This window comes from Streptomyces sp. Alt3, from assembly GCF_030719215.1.
In the GTDB taxonomy this organism is placed as follows: domain Bacteria; phylum Actinomycetota; class Actinomycetes; order Streptomycetales; family Streptomycetaceae; genus Streptomyces; species Streptomyces glycanivorans.
On the sequence record NZ_CP120983.1, the window covers coordinates 2,925,174 to 2,942,006 of the forward strand.

The following is a 16,833-nucleotide window of genomic DNA, read 5'->3' on the forward strand; positions in this document are numbered from 1 at the left end:
TACCATCGTCGGTATGGCTACGGAAGACGCGGTGCGCGAAGCGCTGGCGACAGTGAACGACCCGGAGATCCACCGGCCGATCACCGAGCTCGGCATGGTGAAGTCGGTCGAGATCGACCCTGACGGTGTGGTCGCTGTCACCGTGTATCTCACGGTCTCCGGCTGCCCGATGCGCGAGACGATCACCAAGAACGTGACCGACGCGGTGGCCCGTGTCGAGGGCGTGTCGCGGGTCGAGGTCACGCTCGACGTGATGAGCGACGAGCAGCGCAAGGAGCTCGCCGCGTCGCTGCGCGGCGGCACCGCGGAGCGCGAGGTGCCGTTCGCCAAGCCCGGCTCGCTGACCCGGGTCTACGCGGTGGCGTCCGGCAAGGGCGGCGTCGGCAAGTCCTCGGTGACGGTCAACCTCGCGGCGGCGATGGCCGCCGACGGGCTGAAGGTCGGTGTGGTCGACGCGGACATCTACGGGCACAGCGTGCCCCGGATGCTCGGCGCCGACGGCAAGCCGACCCAGGTCGAGAACATGATCATGCCGCCGTCGGCGCACGGCGTGAAGGTGATCTCCATCGGCATGTTCACCCCGGGCAACGCCCCGGTGGTGTGGCGCGGTCCCATGCTCCACCGCGCGCTGCAGCAGTTCCTCGCCGACGTGTACTGGGGCGACCTGGACGTCCTGCTCCTCGACCTGCCGCCGGGCACCGGGGACATCGCGATCTCCGTGGCGCAGCTCGTCCCGAACGCCGAGATCCTGGTCGTCACCACCCCGCAGCAGGCCGCCGCCGAGGTGGCGGAGCGGGCCGGCTCGATCGCCGTGCAGACCCACCAGAAGATCGTCGGTGTCGTCGAGAACATGTCGGGCATGCCGTGCCCGCACTGCGACGAGATGGTCGACGTCTTCGGTTCGGGCGGTGGGCAGCGGGTCGCCGACGGGCTGACGAAGACGGTCGGCGCCGAGGTCCCGGTGCTGGGGTCCATCCCGATCGACGTACGCCTGCGCGAGGGCGGCGACGAGGGCAAGCCCGTCGTCCTGTCCGACCCGGACTCCCCCGCGGGCTCCGCGCTGCGCTCCATCGCGGAGAAGCTGAGCGGCCGTCAGCGCGGTCTGTCCGGCATGTCGCTGGGTCTCACCCCGCGCAACAAGTTCTGAGCGTGCGACGGGCGGTGGGCGGCCTCCTCGGAGAGCCGCCCACCGCCCGTACGCGTGCCGCTCAGCTCTCGTCGTACGACGCGATGTCGCCGATCACCGCGAAGCCCAGACCGTAGGCGCTCATTCCGCGCCCGTACGCGCCGATGTGTACCCCGTCGGGCGCCGAGCCCGCGAGGACCCAGCCGAACTCGGACTCCCTGTAGTGGAAGTCCACCGGGACGCCGTCCACCGGGAGGGACAGCGTCGACCAGGGCGCCCGGCCCAGGTCGTCCGCGAGTTCGAACGCGGTTTCCGTCTGCTGGTTCAGCCATTCGCCACGCAGCGTGTGGTCCATCTGCGGGGGCCACGTGCAGTCCAGCAGGCCCGAGCCCGCCAGCCAGGCCGCCGACGACACCGTGGTGGCGTCCAGCACCCCCGTACCGTCGTCGCTGTCCCGCACCGGACTGCTGCCCACGGTCACGACCACCGCGAAGCGCGCCTTCTCCGCCCCGGCGTCGGCCCGTACGACGGGCTCCTCGCCGTGCCCGGTGGAACCGTGCTGCACCGTGTCGTCCGCCGCGGCGGTGACGTGCATCAGCCAGCGCCGGCCCGTGAAGGCCTCGTCCAGCCCGTACCAGGGGAACGGCGCCTTGAGATAGCCGTCGACAGTACGCCGGGTCGCCGGCACCCCCTCTGCGGTGTCCGCGCTGGGCGCACCGTCCGCCCCTACCCGACTCGTCGTCTCCATCTGCCCGGCCGCCTCCTCGATCTTTCACTGATCCGGAGCGGCCCTCCCCCCGTGGGCATGGGCAACCTCGCAACCGGACAGATGGAGAATAGCCATACCGTCCGGACGAGTCGGGATTGACGGGTCTCAGGTGGCGTCTGCGTCGAAGGGCGGGCGATCGTCCCTGACCGGCTGCGCGGGCTTCTTCAGGAGATCGGGCGTGGACTTCTCGAGGAGGTCGGGCGTCGACTTCTTCAGAAGGTCGGGCGTGGCGGCGGCACCGGCCGCAGCGGCGGCGGGGGCGCTCTCGCGGCCGTTCACCGCGTCGGTGACCTCGGCCATCTCCTTGCGCAGGTCGAAGCTCTCGCGGATCTCCTTGAGCCCCAGGTCGTCGTTGCCGTCCATGAGCTGCTTGCGGACGAACGTCTTGGGGTTGAGGTCCTCGAACTCGAAGTCCTTGAACTGCGGTCCGAGCTCCGAGCGGATGTCCTCCTTGGCGCTGTCGGAGAACTCACGGATCTTGCGGATGGTGCGCGTGACGTCCTGGATGACCTTCGGGAGCTTCTCCGGGCCGAATACGAGCACGGCGAGAACCACGAGCGTCAGCAGCTCGAGTGCGCCTATGTCATTGAACACCTTGCTGCTCCTCGTGTTCTCTGCGTCTACTCCGCGTGGTCTCCGCCGCCAGGTCAGGGGCCCGGACCGCTCCACGGTACCCGGCGAAGCTGTCCGTGCGGTACCTGCCGGTGGCCGTCAGGTGCCACTGGCCGAACCCAGGGTCAACGTCATGGACAGGTCCTTGCCACCGCGGGTCAGGACGAGATCCAGCCGGTCACCGGGCCGGTGGGCGCGGATCTTGACGATCAGTTCCTCACCGCTGTGCACGCGCCGGCCCTCCACCTCGGTGATGATGTCGCCGGACCTGATGCCCGCCTTGTCGGCCGGGCCCCCCTCGGTCACCGCGGCCGCGCCGTCGGCCGCCTTGCCGCCGACCTTCGCCCCGTCGCCGGTGAACTCCATGTCGAGCGTGACGCCGATCACGGGGTGGGTGGCCTTGCCGGTGCTGATCAGTTCCTCGGCGACCCGCTTGCCCTGGTTGATCGGTATCGCGAAGCCCAGGCCGATGGAACCGGACTGGCCGCCGTCGAGGCCTGATCCGCTGTCGGCGGCGCGGATCGCGCTGTTGATGCCGATGACGCGGGCCTCGGCGTCGACCAGGGGGCCGCCGGAGTTGCCCGGGTTGATCGGGGCGTCGGTCTGCAGGGCGTCGACGTAACTGACGTCGGTGCCGTCACCCTTCTCGCCGCCCGCGGTGATGGGGCGCTGCTTGGCGCTGATGATGCCGGAGGTGACCGTGTTGGACAGGTCGAAGGGCGCGCCGATCGCCACCACCGGGTCGCCCACCTGCACGTTGTCGGAGTTGCCGAGGGGAAGTGGTGTGAGACCGGAGACGCCCGTCACCTTGACGACGGCCAGGTCGTAGCCGCTGTCCTTGCCGACGATCTCGGCCGCCGCGCTCTCCCCGCCGCTGAAGGTGACGGTGATGTCGCCGTTCGAGCCCGCGGGGGCGACCACGTGGTTGTTGGTGAGGATGTGGCCCTTGTCGTCGAGGACGAAACCGGTGCCCGTGCCGGATTCGGCGGAGCCGTTCACGTGCAGGGTGACCACGCTGGGCAGTGCGCTGGCGGCGATACCGGCGACGCTGTCGGGTGCCCGCCCGCCGGCGTCCCGGCCGGACTGCGGCAGTTCGAGCGTGGTCAGGCCGCCGTTGCGCTCGACATAGGCACCGACTCCGCCGCCTATCCCCCCGGCGAGAAGGGCGAGCAGCGCCGCGCCGACGAGGACGGTCCCCCGACGGGCCTTGCGCGGCCGGATGTCGTCCGCGCCCTGGCCGGGGCCGGGGTGGCTCAACGGCTGCCCCGGCGCGCCCCACGGGTCGTAACGCAGCCACTGGGAGGTCTGCTGCGGGGTCTGCCCGGGGGGCTGGGGAGCCGGGTGCTGCTGCGGCACGGTGTGCGGCGGGGGCGGCGAAGCCCAGGCCTCGCCACGCTGTTCCCCGCCGATCCCGGCGGGCGCGGGGCCGGTCGCGGCGAGCGGAGCGGCCGTGCCGTGGCCGTCCGTACCGGCGTACGGCGGCGGTACGGGCGTCCCGTGGGCGGGGGTCGCCACCGGGCGCTGCACAGGCGGCGCGGGCGCCCACGGCCCCGGACCGCCGTAGGGCGGGGTGCTGTACTCGTCGGGCGCGTGCAGCGGCTGCGCGCGGTGGGTGTGCGGCTCGGCGACGGGCGGCGCGGAGGCCACCTCGGGGGCCGCCGGCGCGTGCGTGCCCCGTTCGGCGACGGGCGGCACGGGGGCGGCGGGCGGCGCGGGCGTGTAGTCGCCGTCCGGTGTCGTCCGCGGGGGCCGCTCCCCGGACCGGGACGCGGTGGACCCGCCGGGAACGGCCGGCGCCGTCCCCGGAGCGTCCGCGACGTCGGCGGTGGCGGCCGCCCCGTCCTCCGGCCCGGCCTGACGGTTCCGGTCCGTGGAGGGACGGCTCCACCACTTCGTCTTCGGCCCGCTGGGCTTCCCGTCGTCCATGCTCTCCCCGCAACTGGCCCATGGACGCCCCACAGAGGCGTCCCTCCCGGAATTCAACCAGGTTTGCGAATCGGCGTGCAGGGTCCCGGTCAGCGCAGCGGGGTGAGGGGCGTCGCGCGGTCGTGGAGCGGCGGGGCGGAGGCCGTCGCGGACGGCTTAGGGTCCGCGCCCCCGCCGACCGCCGCCGAGTACAGCGGGCCGGCGTCCGTCGGGCGTATCAGCGGCGGCACGGCCACGTTGAGCACGGGGAAGGCGAACGTGCCCCCGGTGAGCACCGTGGTGTTCAGCAGCGTGGGCGCGGAGGCGGACACGGACCGGACGGACGAGGACGGCGCGGCCGTCGGCCGGGCATCCCGGTTCTCTCCGAACGCGAGGGCGCCGCCACCACTGCGGCTGGCCGCGGCGGTGGAACCGCCCGTCCGTTCGTCGGCTGCGAGCGGGGTGGCGTTGCTGCCCGCGCCCTCGGCACTGAGCGGCGGCTCGGGTCCGTAGTCGAGCGGGAGCGAGCCTCCCAGGGCGATGGCCGCGAGCGAGACGGCGCTGGCCGCGACGAAGGCGAAGCGCCTCGCGCGCCAGGGCGAACGGTCGGCGTCCCGCGCCACGTCATGGATGCGGAAGCCGGACCCGGACGCGTCGCCGGGGAGCACTGCGGTCGAGCCGTGGGCGGTGGGGAGGTATCCGAAGCCGTCCAGCGGCGAACGAGCCCGGTCGGTCGGCACGCCGGGTTGCAGTACGGGGAAGCCCCCGTCGCCGAAGCGCCGTCCGGCGTCCGGGGGGCCGTCGTCGCCACCGCCGGGAAGGCCCTGCAGGCGGGCGAGGAACCCCTCCGAGGGCGAGGGGGCCGCGGAGGTCGCGAAGGCGCTCTTCAGCCGCCGCTGGGAGTCGGCCTCGGCCTTGCACCGGGCGCAGGTCGCCAGATGGGCCAGGACCCGCTCCCGGGCGTCGTGTTTGAGCTCGCCGTCGACGAGCGCGGCGAGCCGGTCCCCCAGATGCTGTTCGGCGGGGGTCGCACCTGCGCCACTCACGCCGCTCCGCCCTCCCCCGCGAGGACCGCGTCCGCAAGGGAACGCTGCTCGGCACGGGCCTCGGGCGAACGGTGCTTGAGCGCCTTGCGCAGGTGCGAGCGGCCGCGGTGGATGCGGCTGCGCACCGTCCCGAGCTTGACGCCGAGTGTGGCGGCGATCTCCTCGTACGAGAGACCCTCGATGTCGCAGAGCACGACCGCGGCACGGAACTCGGGCGCGAGGGTGTCCAGCGCCTGCTGCACGTCCGCGTCGAAGTGCGTGTCGTTGAAGACCTGCTGCGGGGAGGGCTCACGGCTCGGCAGCCGCTCGGCCGCGTCGTCACCGAGGGAGTCGAAACGGATCCGCTGCTTGCGGCGGACCATGTCCAGGAAGAGATTCGTCGTGATCCTGTGCAGCCAGCCCTCGAAGGTGCCGGGGGTGTAGGTCGACAGCGACCGGAAGACGCGGACGAAGACCTCCTGGGTGAGGTCCTCGGCGTCGTGCTGGTTGCCCGTCAGCCGGTAGGCGAGGCGGTACACGCGGGCGCTGTGCGTGCTGACGATCTCTTCCCATGAGGGCGGGGTCCACGCCTGGGAATCCGCATCTGAGGCGAAGGTCGCGGTCGGTGCGGAAGCGTTGGAAGAACGGTCAGCAATGTCGGTCACGGATTTCGGCTCACCAGCCGACCTGAGAAGACGCCGCAGCGCACCTCTCCGATCCACAGGCGCAGCCGCACCTCCCCTATCGGCTCTGGTGGTGTCCAGTGGAGCCCCTACCATAGCCACCTCGCCCGTTAGCTCCGGATAAGCCTTTTTACCTGCTGGTGCCCCGGTGTCCCCGGGAGCAAGAGGAACATTCCGGACCCGGCCGCAGGGCCCGGTCCGCGTGTTCTCCCTCGCCCCTTCATAACGCCCGGTCCCATCTGCGGGTTCCCGGGTGCAGCGGATACAGTCACCGTTGCGCCAACTACGGGGTCAGGAGAGGGTCATTACCGCCAACCGGCAGACGAGCTGGGCATTCGCCGACGCCTTTGTCGCCGAGGAAGAAGCTCTGCTCTGGGCCCGGGACCGGGCCCACGAGACGGGGCTCCGCCCGGTGTCGTCAGGCACCGGTGCGGCTCTGCGCCTGCTCGCTGCCACCGCGGACGCCAAAGCGGTGGCCGAGATCGGCACAGGTACCGGCGTGTCCGGCATCTATCTGCTCCAGGGCATGCGGCCGGACGGCGTACTGACCACCGTCGACCCGGAACCCGAGCGCCAGCAGTTCGCCCGGGAGGCCTTCCGTGCCGCCGGCTTCGCCACGAATCGGGCCCGCTTCATCCCCGGGCGCGCCCTCGACGTGCTGCCGCGCCTCGCGGACGGCGGGTACGACCTCGTCTTCTGCGACGGTGACCGGCTGGAGAGCCTGGACTACCTCGCTGAATCGTTGCGTCTGCTCAGGCCGGGAGGCCTCGTCTGCTTCGAGGGCGTCTTCGCGGACGGCCGCACGATCGACTCCGCCGCGCAGCCGGCCGAGGTGCTGCGCCTGCGCGAACTGCTGCGGGCCGTGCGCGAGAGCCAGGAACTCATGGCGACACTCCTGCCGGTGGGCGACGGCCTCCTGTGCGCGGTGCGACGGGGCTGAGCCGCCGGGCCCGCCCACCGGCACCCGGTCCGTCCCGTCCGCCGGAATCCGGCCCGGACGCACTGCTGCCCCGGCACGGAATCCGTGCCGGGGCAGCAGTGAAGTGTGGGCGCTACGGCCTCAGCCGACGACCTTCTTCAGCGCGTCACCGAGTGCGTCTGCCTCGTCCGGAGTCAGCTCGACGACAAGCCGACCGCCGCCTTCGAGCGGAACGCGCATGACGATGCCCCGCCCCTCCTTTGTCACCTCGAGCGGGCCGTCGCCCGTCCGCGGCTTCATGGCCGCCATGCTCGTTCCCCTTCCTGAAACCAGCTCATCGCAACCGGCGGCTCCATGACAGGCGCTGCCTCACCGGCGTCGAACACAATGCTTCCTCCGCATTATCCCGCATCGGAGACCCCGATGACCAACATCGGTCGGCATCGCTTACGCAACTCGCTTTCCCAAAACCACCCAATTCGGCGATCCGGCTGCGATACTGCGCCACCTTCGCCCCTCAGCCGAGGTCCAATCGTTAGACGCAGGTCACATGTCCGGCCCGCCCGAAGTCCGCCATGCTTGCCTGGACAGGCAACGACGCCGGCCCCGTAAGGAGATCCCGCAATGGCCGACCTGGCCGACACCACGGCTGACCCGGTGCTCACGGACGTGAGCGACGGGCTCGCGACGATCACGATCAATCGCCCCGGCGCGATGAACGCCATGAACACCGCCGCGAAGGTCGCGCTGCGCGACGCCCTGCGGGCCGTCGCCGACGATCCCGCCGTACGGGCGGTTCTGCTCACGGCCACCGGGCGCGCCTTCTGCGTCGGCCAGGACCTCAAGGAGCACGTCGCCAAGCTCTCCGAGGCCCGTGAGGCGGACGGCGGGAACGCGCTGAGCACGGTGCGGGAGCACTACAACCCGATCGTCCGCGCCATCACCGAGATGGAGAAGCCCGTCGTCGCGGGGGTCAACGGTGTCGCCGCGGGGGCGGGCTTCGGCTTCGCGCTCGCGGCCGACTACCGCGTGGTCGCCGACTCCGCCGCCTTCAACACGTCCTTCGCGGGTGTGGCGCTGACGGCCGACTCGGGCGTCTCCTGGACCCTGCCGCGGCTCATCGGTGCGAGCCGCGCCGCCGACCTGCTGTTCTTCCCGCGCTCGATCACCGCCCAGGAGGCACACGAGCTGGGCATCGCGAACAAGGTGGTGCCCTCCGCCGACCTGGCGAAGGAGGCCCAGGCCGTGGCCCGGGCCCTGGCGGAGGGGCCGACCGTGGCATACGCGGCCCTGAAGGCGTCCATGGCGTACGGCGCCGGCCACACGCTCGCCGAGACGCTGGAGAAGGAGGACGAGCTCCAGACGAGGGCGGGCGCGTCCCGGGACCACACGATCGCGGTCGAGGCGTTCCTCGCCAAGCGGCCGCCGAGGTATCTCGGCGCCTGACCGGGCCACCGCCCGGGCCAGGTATCCCGGCGTCCGACCAGGACTACCGGCCGCCGCCCCGGGCGACGCAGTCGGCCAGGTGGTCGTCGACCAGCCCGCAGGCCTGCATCAGGGCGTAGGCGGTCGTGGGGCCGACGAAGCGGATGGACCGCTTCTTGAGGTCCTTGGCCAGCGCCGTGGACTCCGGGGTGACCGCCGGGACGTCACCCAGGGTGCGCGGGGCCGGCCGGGTCGCCGGGTCGGGGGCGTGGGACCAGATCAGTGCGTCCAGCTCGCCCTCGTCCCAGCCGGCCAGCACCTTGGCGTTGGCGAGCGTGGCGTCGATCTTCGCGCGGTTGCGGATGATCCCGGCGTCGGCGAGGAGCCGCTCCTTGTCGACGTCGGTGAACTCCGCCACGGCGGGGATCCTGAACCCGGCGAAGGCGCTGCGGAACCCTTCGCGGCGGCGCAGGATCGTCAGCCACGACAGCCCCGACTGGAAGGCCTCCAGGCAGAGCCGCTCGAAGAGGGCGTCGTCGCCGTGGACCGGTCGTCCCCACTCGGTGTCGTGATAGACGAGGTAGTCCTCCGTGGACAGGCCCCACGGGCAGCGTGGGCGGCCGTCGGCGGCCGGTTCGGCACCGCTCACCGCTCGCCCTCCTCGCCCGGCCTGCCGTCCTCGCCCGGGCGCTGCTCGTCCGGCCGCTTGAACAGGTCGGGGCCGCCGTTCACCGCGGTCGCCTGGGCCCCGGCGAGCGCCGACTCCAGCTCGGCGATGTGGGCGTCCCGCTCGGCGAGCTCGGCACCGAGCCGGCCGAGGGCCTCGTCCACGTCCGCCATGCGGTAGCCGCGCACGGCCATGGGCAGCCGCATCGCCTCGACGTCGGCGCGGCCGACGGGGCGGTTCGCGGGCAGCGGGTCGGTGAGCCGATCGGGCTCGACGTCCTGCAGCACCGGGCTTCCGCCTCCGCCGACCACCGCCAGGGTGACCGCGGCCACGACCACGGCCATCGTGAGCAGCAAGAACCAGAACACGTGCATCTCCCCGGAAGCGGAATACCTGTCCAGGTCAGATCGTGCCATGCGCCACCGACAGTTAGGGTCGCAGGCGAGCTACAGGGAGGAACCAGGAATGCGAAGCGGGGCGCTCAGGCTGGGGCGGCGGGAGTTCGGGCCGCACGAGCCGGTGATCATGGCGATCGTGAACCGGACTCCCGATTCCTTCTACGACCAGGGGGCGACGTTCCGCGACGAACCCGCGCTCTCCAGGGTCGAGCAGGCCGTCGCGGAAGGCGCCGCGATCATCGACATCGGCGGGGTCAAGGCCGGTCCGGGCGAGGAGGTGACGGCGCGGGAGGAGGCCCGTCGCACGGTGGGCTTCGTCGCCGAGGTGCGACGCCGCCACCCTGACGTCGTGATCAGCGTGGACACCTGGCGGCACGACGTCGGTGAGGCCGTCTGCGAGGCCGGTGCCGACCTGCTGAACGACGCGTGGGGCGGGGTCGACCCGAAGCTGGCGGAGGTGGCCGCACGGTACGGCGCCGGGCTCGTGTGCACGCACGCGGGCGGCGCGGAGCCCCGCACCCGCCCGCACCGGATCGAGTACGACGACGTGGTGTCCGACATCCTGCGGGTGACCCTGGGGCTCGCCGAGCGGGCCGTGGAGCTCGGGGTGAGGCCGGACGGGATCATGATCGATCCGGGGCACGACTTCGGGAAGAACACCCGCCACTCGCTGGAGGCGACACGCCGGCTGGACGAGATGACGGCCACGGGCTGGCCGGTGCTGGTCTCCCTCTCCAACAAGGACTTCGTCGGGGAGACGCTCGACAGGCCGGTCAAGGAACGGGTGATCGGCACGCTGGCCACCACGGCCGTCTCCGCATGGCTGGGAGCACAGGTCTACCGGGTGCACGAGGTGGCCGAGACCCGTCAGGTCCTGGACATGGTCGCGTCCATCGCGGGCCACCGGCCACCGGCCGTCGCGCGGCGGGGCCTGGCGTAGGGAGCGACCCTGCTCCGGCCCCACCGCGGGTCGGCACGGCTAGCGGCCGACCTCCTTCGTCACCAGCCGGACCGCCTCGTCCACGTCGTCCGTGACGTGGAACAGCATCAGGTCACGCTCGGACGCCTTGCCCCCCGCCACCACCGTGTCCCGCAGCCAGTCGACCAGGCCGCCCCAGTACGCCGTACCGAAGAGGACGATCGGGAAGCGCGTCACCTTGCCCGTCTGGACCAGGGTGAGCGCCTCGAAGAGCTCGTCCAGGGTGCCCAGACCGCCGGGCAGGACGACGAACCCCTGGGCGTACTTCACGAACATCGTCTTGCGGACGAAGAAGTAGCGGAAGTTGACGCCGATGTCGACATGTGGATTCAGCCCGGACTCGAAGGGGAGCTCGATGCCGAGCCCGACGGAGACGCCCTTGGCCTCCCGGGCCCCCTTGTTCGCCGCCTCCATGGCTCCGGGGCCGCCGCCCGTGATGACGGCGAACCCGGCCTCGACCAGGGCCTTGCCGATCCGGACGCCCGCCTCGTAGTCCGGTCCGCCCGCCGGCGTGCGGGCCGAGCCGAAGACGCTGATCGCGCTGGGCAGTTCCGCCAGCGCGCCGAATCCCTCCACGAACTCCGACTGGATCCTCATGACCCGCCAGGGGTCGGTGTGGACCCACTCCGAGTCGCCCTCGGAGTCCAGCAGCCGCTGATCGGTCGTGCCCGGCTGGACCTGGTCCCTGCGCCGCAGTACCGGACCCAGTCGCTGTTCCTCGGGCTTCACCGCGCCCTCGGGAATCTGCGCGCCCTCGGGGATCCGTGCGTCCTCCGGGTTGCCCATGACCTGCTCCCTCCGCCGACCTGCGATGTGCGTGTGTCGCTTCAGCCTAGATCGGCGGAGGTTACGGGCGGGGGAATGCCGTGAGTCAGCTGGTGAGCCAGGAGCGCAGGCGCTCCTCGCAGTGCGTGATCCGGTCGACCGCCACGTGCTCGTCCCGCTTGTGCGCGAACAGCGCGTCCCCGGGGCCGTAGTTCACCGCGGGAACGCCGAGAGCGCCGAACCGGGAGACGTCGGTCCAGCCGAACTTGGGCTGGGCCGTGCCGCCGACCGCCTCCATGAACGCCTTGGCGGCGGGGTGCGAGAGCCCGGGCATCGCGGCGCCGGAGTGGTCGTCGACGGTGAACTCGACGACGCCGCAGTCCGCGAAGACCTCACGGACGTGGGCCTCGGCCTCGTCGGGCCCCAGGTCGGGGGCGTACCGGTAGTTGACGACCACGGTGCAGGAGTCCGGGATGACGTTCGTGGCGACGCCTCCCTCGATACCGACTGCGTTGAGCCCCTCGCGGTACTCCAGACCGTCGATCACGGGGCGGCGCGGCTCGTACGCGGCGAGCCTGGCCAGCACGGGGGCCGCGGCGTGGATCGCGTTGGAACCCATCCAGCTGCGCGCGGAGTGGGCCCGCTCCCCCTCCAGCCGCAGGTGCACCCGGATGGTGCCCTGGCAGCCGCCCTCGACCTGCGCGTCGGAGGGCTCCAGGAGGACGGCGAAGTCCGCTTCGAGCCAGTCGGGATGCGCTTCGGCCACGTGTCCGAGGCCGTTGTGCTGGGCGGCGACCTCCTCGTTGTCGTAGAAGACGAAGGTCAGGTCGCGGTTGGGCTCCGGCACGGTCGCCGCGATCCGGAGCTGGACGGCCACGCCCGACTTCATGTCGGAGGTACCGCACCCCCACAGCACGCCGTCGTCGTCGAGCCTGGACGGCACGTTGTCCGCGATCGGCACCGTGTCGATGTGGCCGGCCAGGACGACACGCTCGGCCCGGCCCAGCCGGGTCCTCGCCACGACGTTGTTGCCGTGGCGGTCGACCGTCAGGTGCGGCAGCGGGCGCAGGGCCGCCTCGACGGCGTCGGCGAGGTCCTTCTCCTGCCCGCTGACCGACGGGAAGTCGACCAGCCGGGCGGTGAGCTCAGGACCGTCCAGGGAGAGGTCAAGCGTGTGTCCATCCATGGCCACGACCCTAAGGGACTTCGGGGACCGGCCCGCTCGTACTCTCCAGTACGGTTGGCCCCGTGCCCCGGACGAGTTCTTCTCCCCGCCGCAGCCGCCTGTTCCGTGTCGCGGCCTCCTTCGCCGTGCTCGTGGCACTGGCGGGCTATCTGGCCATGCAGTACCTCTCCGGCCACAAGGGGGCGCCCCGGTGCACCGTGGGCCCCGTCGGCGGGGGTGAGGGACGGACGTACGAGCTGAGCCCCGAGCAGGCGGCCAACGCCGCGACCGTCTCAGCCGTCGGCACCACCCGCGGGCTGCCGGAACGCGCGGTGACCATCGCGCTGGCGACCGCGATGCAGGAGTCCTCCCTGCGCAACATCGACCACGGCGACCGGGACTCGCTCGGTCTCTTCCAGCAGCGCCCCTCGCAGGGGTGGGGGACGCCCGCGCAGATCATGGACCCGGTCTACTCGGCGGGGAAGTTCTACGAGCATCTCGTCGAGGTCCCCGGCTATTCGAGGCTGCCGCTGACCGTCGCGGCCCAGAAGGTGCAGAAGAGCGGGTTCCCGCAGGCGTACGCCAAGCACGAGCCGGATTCGGCGCTGCTCGCCGCCGCGCTCACCGGCCGCTCCCCCGCCTCGCTGACCTGCTCGCAGGCATCGGCGACCGCTACGGGCCCCGGTGACGCGGCCGAGGTGCGGTCCGACCTGGTGCGCGCGTTCGGGAAGGACGTCCTGCCGTCCACCGGGTCGGCCGGCGCCGCCGCGGCGGGCACGGTGTCGGTTCCGGTACCCGCCGGGGACGACCGCGCCGCCGGCCGGGGCTGGGAGCTCGCCCACTGGGCGGTCGCGCGGGCCGGGACCCTGCGGATCGACGAGGTCTCCTACGGGGGCCGGGTGTGGACCGCCGACACCGGGTGGCGGACGGAACGTGAGGAAACGAACACCAACAGCGTCCGGATGCGGCTCGCTCAGTAGTACGGCCCGTCATCCGTACGGGCCGTACGGCACCAGGTGGAACCATGCCTCCACCCGCCGCTTGCACGCACCCGCCGTTCGGCCCTGTTTCCTTGTCGGCAAAGGGAAGTGACGGCGCATCAGGCAGCTACGGAACGCCCCCTCCGCCCGGGTCGCCGCATTGCGGATTATCGGACGCATTACCCAGTCTTTGCCCGGGTGCCCCGCAACCTTCCCCGCCCCTGGACCGGTTGTTCAGTGCGTCCGATCACCGGACAGGCGGATTCCACATCCGCCGAGAACCCGTTGACGTCCCGTCGAAGGAGCATCATGTCCCTCCCCCTGACCCGTCGGATCGCCCGTGCCGCGCTGCTGATCGCCGCAGGTGCGGCACCCGTGGTCGGCGCGGCCGGTGCAGCAGGCGCCGCGGGGCTCCCGCAGACCCCCGCGCTCGGCGGCCTGACCTCGCTCGACGGCGCGGGCCTGAGCAGCACCCTGGACTCCACCTCCAAGCAGGGCTCCCAGGTGGCGAACGAGACCGGCGGCAAGGTGGTCGGCACGACCCTTCCCGCCGCCGGCAAGACCCTGGAGAAGGCCGGCACCGTGGCGGACGGCGAGCTGACGGAGGACACCCTCCCGACCAAGAGCCTCCCGACCAAGGGGCTGCCCACGAAGGGCCTGCCGATCGGCTGATCCACCGGACCGTGCGCGGAACGAACGCGCGAAGGGGCCTCGGGAGTGCGCACTCCCGAGGCCCCTCGGCACATCCGCGGGCCCGCCGGCCTCAGGACAGCCGCGCGACCGCCGCGTCCACGCGCTCGTCCGTGGCCGTCAGCGCCACCCGTACGAAGCGGTCCCCGGCCGGCCCGTAGAAGTCGCCCGGTGCCACGAGCACGCCGAGCTCCGCCAGGTGCGCCACGGTCTCCCAGCACGGCTCGTCGCGGGTTGCCCAGAGGTAGAGGCTCGCCTCGCTGTGCTCGATCCGGAAGCCGTGGGCCTCCAGTGCCGCCCGCAGGACCGTACGCCGCCGCGCGTAGCGAGCACGCTGCTCCGCGACGTGCTCGTCGTCGCCCAGCGCCGCGACCGTCGCCGCCTGGACCGGGGCCGGCGTCATCATCCCGCCGTGCTTGCGGATCTGGAGCAGCTCGCCCAGGACGGCCGCGTCGCCCGCGACGAAGGCCGCGCGGTAACCGGCGAGGTTGGAGCGCTTGGAGAGCGAGTGGACGGCGACGATTCCGTCGTACGTGCCGCCGCAGACGTCCGCGTGGAGCACGGAGACCGGCTCGGCCTCCCAGCCCAGCTCCAGGTAGCACTCGTCGCTGAAGACCAGCACCCCGTGCTCGCGCGCCCAGGCCACGATCCGGGTCAGCTCGTCCTTCGGCAGGACACGGCCCGTCGGGTTGGAAGGGGAGTTGAGCCAGAGCAGCTTCAGGCCCTCGGGGTCCAGCTCCGTCGGGTCGTCGTAGACGACGGGCTCGGCACCGCAGAGCCGCGCCCCGACCTCGTAGGTCGGGTAGGCGAGCCGCGGGTGGGCGACCTTGTCACCGGCGCCGAGACCGAGCTGCGTGGGCAGCCAGGCGACGAGCTCCTTCGAACCGACGACCGGCAGCACGTTCTCGTGGGCCACGCCGACCGCGCCGAGCCTGCGCTCCACCCAGCCGGTCAGCGCGTCACGCAGCGCCTCGGTCCCCCACACCGTCGGATAGCCGGGGCTGTCCGACGCGGCGATCAGCGCCTGCTGGATCAGCTCGGGCACCGGGTCGACGGGCGTGCCGACCGAAAGGTCCACGATGCCGTCCGGATGGGCCACGGCCGTCGCCTTGTAGGGCGCGAGCTTGTCCCAGGGGAACACCGGGAGACGGGAGGAGACGGGGGCTGCTTCGGACACGGAACTCTGCTTTCTCGTACGGGGGCGTGGCGGCCGGGAAACACCTCGGTCCCGCACGGTGACGAGCCGTACGGGACCGGGCGGCGCTCGCTGTGCCGGTTACTGGTTCTGCGGCGGCAGCGCGGCGATGAACGCGTGGTCGCGCTCGATGAGACCCAGCTTGGACGCGCCACCCGGCGAGCCGAGGTCGTCGAAGAACTCGACGTTCGCCTTGTAGTAGTCCTTCCACTCCTCCGGGGTGTCGTCCTCGTAGAAGATGGCCTCGACCGGGCAGACCGGCTCACAGGCTCCGCAGTCGACGCACTCGTCCGGATGGATGTACAAGGACCGGGAGCCCTCGTAGATGCAGTCGACGGGGCACTCTTCGATGCAGGCCTTGTCCTTCACGTCGACACAAGGCTGCGCGATGACGTAGGTCACGCTGTCGTTCCTCCTCGGTAGGGCGTTGGCTCTCGCGCGGGAGCGCGGCGTCGTCGATGCCCGCCCCTAGTATCTCCGTTCCGGGGCACGATCCGAACAGGAGGGGCAGACAGAGCTGTGGAATTCACCATGGGCGGACGGCTCGAGGTTCGCACAACCCCTGCTGACGTGGGAAAACGGGTGTCCGTACGGCGCGTCGTCGACGCCCCGGGCGAGGGCGCGAAGTTCACCGACACGGTCGGGGTTCTCACATCGTGGGACAACGGTGTGCTCTCGGTCACGACGAGGAGCGGCGAGAGCGTCCGGATCGCGGAATCCTCGCTGGTGGCGGGCAAAGTGGTGCCTCCCGCCCCGGCACGCCGCCGCGGCCCCGCCGCCTCCTTCGGCGAACTCGCCCTGGTCACCGCGCGTGCCTGGCAGCCCGTGGAGAGCGAACTCCTGGGCGACTGGCGGCTGCGCGCCGCGGGCGGATTCACCCGGCGCGCCAACTCCGTGCTGCCGCTCGGTGATCCGGGCCTTCCGCTGGGTGAGGCGCTCGGCACCGTCCGCCGCTGGTACGGCGAACGGGGTCTCCCCGCCTACGTCCAGACCGCGACGGGCGCCGAGGGCACGCAGGAGCGGCTCTGTGCGGACCTGGAGGAGCACGGGTGGCGGCGCGAGGTCTCGGCCGAGGTGCGGATCGCGGCGCTGGCCCCGGTCGGCGACCTGGACACGGACGTCTCCGCGGTACGGACGTCCCGACAGCCGGACGGGGCGTGGCTGTCCCGGTACCAGCGCTTCGAGACCCCCGGTCCCCATGTGCTGAAGGTGCTGGGCAGCGGCCCCTCGGTGTGGTTCGCCTCCGTACCGGGCGACGGACCCGCGGGGGTGCCGGCGGCGATCGGACGCTGCGTGGTGGACGGCCGCTGGGCGGGGTTCATGGCCGTCGAGGTGGGCCCGGAGCACCGGCGCCGGGGGCTCGCCACCGCCGTCATGACCGCGCTGGCCCGCACGGCGCTGGACGAGGGCGCCTCGGCCGCATGGCTCCAGGTGGAGTCGGACAATGAAGGTGCCCGTGCGCTGTACGACCGCATGGGCTTCGCCACCCATCACCGCTACCACCACTTCCGGTCCGCGTAGCGGAGACAG

The 16,833-nt window shown here is 72.0% G+C and carries 19 protein-coding genes; 7 read left to right on the plus strand and 12 right to left on the minus strand.

Annotation, left to right across the window (positions count from 1 at the left end; all coding sequences use genetic code 11):
* Positions 1-13 precede the first annotated feature (13 nt).
* Complete coding sequence (locus P8A20_RS12405) at positions 14-1,147, plus strand: Mrp/NBP35 family ATP-binding protein (protein ID WP_147959366.1); 1,134 nt, start codon at positions 14-16, stop codon at positions 1,145-1,147.
* 61 nt (positions 1,148-1,208) lie between these two features.
* Here P8A20_RS12405 and P8A20_RS12410 read toward each other — a convergent pair whose 3' ends face one another.
* From P8A20_RS12410 to sigE, 5 genes are all read right to left on the minus strand, one after another.
* Positions 1,209-1,874, minus strand: coding sequence for a hypothetical protein (locus tag P8A20_RS12410; protein ID WP_147959365.1), 666 nt, complete (start codon positions 1,872-1,874; stop codon positions 1,209-1,211).
* A 126-nt stretch (positions 1,875-2,000) separates the two neighbouring features.
* Positions 2,001-2,489, minus strand: coding sequence for a sec-independent translocase (locus P8A20_RS12415; RefSeq protein ID WP_147959364.1), 489 nt, complete (start codon positions 2,487-2,489; stop codon positions 2,001-2,003).
* Positions 2,490-2,606: 117 nt separating this feature from the next.
* On the minus strand, positions 2,607-4,433 hold the full coding sequence (locus tag P8A20_RS12420) for a trypsin-like peptidase domain-containing protein (RefSeq protein WP_306103518.1): 1,827 nt from the start codon (positions 4,431-4,433) through the stop codon (positions 2,607-2,609).
* An 89-nt stretch (positions 4,434-4,522) separates the two neighbouring features.
* The gene (locus tag P8A20_RS12425) at positions 4,523-5,458 is read right to left on the minus strand and encodes an anti-sigma factor family protein (protein ID WP_306103519.1); all 936 of its coding nucleotides are present in this window, start codon (positions 5,456-5,458) and stop codon (positions 4,523-4,525) included.
* Complete coding sequence (gene sigE, locus P8A20_RS12430; protein WP_187282137.1) at positions 5,455-6,216, minus strand: RNA polymerase sigma factor SigE; 762 nt, start codon at positions 6,214-6,216, stop codon at positions 5,455-5,457. Before sigE ends, P8A20_RS12425 begins: the two co-directional genes overlap by 4 nt.
* Before the next feature lie 178 nt (positions 6,217-6,394).
* Between sigE and P8A20_RS12435 the strand changes: the two genes are divergently transcribed.
* Complete coding sequence (locus P8A20_RS12435) at positions 6,395-7,060, plus strand: O-methyltransferase (RefSeq protein WP_147959360.1); 666 nt, start codon at positions 6,395-6,397, stop codon at positions 7,058-7,060.
* A 120-nt stretch (positions 7,061-7,180) separates the two neighbouring features.
* On the opposite strand, the gene P8A20_RS12440 is transcribed toward P8A20_RS12435, so the two are convergent.
* On the minus strand, positions 7,181-7,348 hold the full coding sequence (locus P8A20_RS12440) for a DUF3117 domain-containing protein (RefSeq protein ID WP_003966491.1): 168 nt from the start codon (positions 7,346-7,348) through the stop codon (positions 7,181-7,183).
* Positions 7,349-7,672: 324 nt separating this feature from the next.
* Between P8A20_RS12440 and chcB the strand changes: the two genes are divergently transcribed.
* Positions 7,673-8,485: a 2-cyclohexenylcarbonyl CoA isomerase gene (gene chcB / locus P8A20_RS12445; RefSeq protein WP_187282188.1), complete on the plus strand. Its 813-nt coding sequence runs from the start codon at positions 7,673-7,675 to the stop codon at positions 8,483-8,485.
* A 43-nt stretch (positions 8,486-8,528) separates the two neighbouring features.
* On the opposite strand, the gene P8A20_RS12450 is transcribed toward chcB, so the two are convergent.
* Positions 8,529-9,113: a DNA-3-methyladenine glycosylase I gene (locus P8A20_RS12450; RefSeq protein ID WP_147959358.1), complete on the minus strand. Its 585-nt coding sequence runs from the start codon at positions 9,111-9,113 to the stop codon at positions 8,529-8,531.
* Positions 9,110-9,505 carry a DivIVA domain-containing protein gene (locus tag P8A20_RS12455; protein WP_261988721.1) on the minus strand — a complete coding sequence of 132 codons (396 nt, stop codon included), beginning with the start codon at positions 9,503-9,505 and terminating at the stop codon, positions 9,110-9,112. The genes P8A20_RS12450 and P8A20_RS12455 overlap by 4 nt, the downstream gene beginning before the upstream one ends.
* Positions 9,506-9,596: 91 nt before the next feature.
* On the opposite strand from P8A20_RS12455, the gene folP reads away from it, so the two are divergent.
* On the plus strand, positions 9,597-10,469 hold the full coding sequence (gene folP, locus P8A20_RS12460; protein ID WP_147959356.1) for a dihydropteroate synthase: 873 nt from the start codon (positions 9,597-9,599) through the stop codon (positions 10,467-10,469).
* Positions 10,470-10,508: 39 nt separating this feature from the next.
* On the opposite strand, the gene P8A20_RS12465 is transcribed toward folP, so the two are convergent.
* Both P8A20_RS12465 and dapE read right to left on the minus strand, forming a co-directional pair.
* On the minus strand, positions 10,509-11,294 hold the full coding sequence (locus tag P8A20_RS12465) for an LOG family protein (RefSeq protein ID WP_147959355.1): 786 nt from the start codon (positions 11,292-11,294) through the stop codon (positions 10,509-10,511).
* Between the two features lie 85 nt (positions 11,295-11,379).
* The gene (dapE, locus tag P8A20_RS12470; protein ID WP_147959354.1) at positions 11,380-12,459 is read right to left on the minus strand and encodes a succinyl-diaminopimelate desuccinylase; all 1,080 of its coding nucleotides are present in this window, start codon (positions 12,457-12,459) and stop codon (positions 11,380-11,382) included.
* 62 nt (positions 12,460-12,521) lie between these two features.
* Here dapE and P8A20_RS12475 point away from each other — a divergent pair, with 62 nt between their 5' ends.
* On the plus strand, positions 12,522-13,418 hold the full coding sequence (locus tag P8A20_RS12475) for a hypothetical protein (protein WP_147959353.1): 897 nt from the start codon (positions 12,522-12,524) through the stop codon (positions 13,416-13,418).
* Between the two features lie 309 nt (positions 13,419-13,727).
* Positions 13,728-14,090, plus strand: a complete 363-nt coding sequence (locus P8A20_RS12480) for an ATP-binding protein (RefSeq protein WP_147959352.1) — start codon at positions 13,728-13,730, stop codon at positions 14,088-14,090.
* A 91-nt stretch (positions 14,091-14,181) separates the two neighbouring features.
* Here the strand turns inward: P8A20_RS12480 and dapC are convergent, their stop codons facing one another.
* Complete coding sequence (gene dapC, locus P8A20_RS12485; protein ID WP_306103520.1) at positions 14,182-15,285, minus strand: succinyldiaminopimelate transaminase; 1,104 nt, start codon at positions 15,283-15,285, stop codon at positions 14,182-14,184.
* A 99-nt stretch (positions 15,286-15,384) separates the two neighbouring features.
* Complete coding sequence (fdxA, locus tag P8A20_RS12490) at positions 15,385-15,705, minus strand: ferredoxin (RefSeq protein WP_014154250.1); 321 nt, start codon at positions 15,703-15,705, stop codon at positions 15,385-15,387.
* 117 nt (positions 15,706-15,822) lie between these two features.
* On the opposite strand from fdxA, the gene P8A20_RS12495 reads away from it, so the two are divergent.
* Positions 15,823-16,824, plus strand: a complete 1,002-nt coding sequence (locus tag P8A20_RS12495; protein WP_147959350.1) for a GNAT family N-acetyltransferase — start codon at positions 15,823-15,825, stop codon at positions 16,822-16,824.
* Positions 16,825-16,833: the final 9 nt, after the last annotated feature.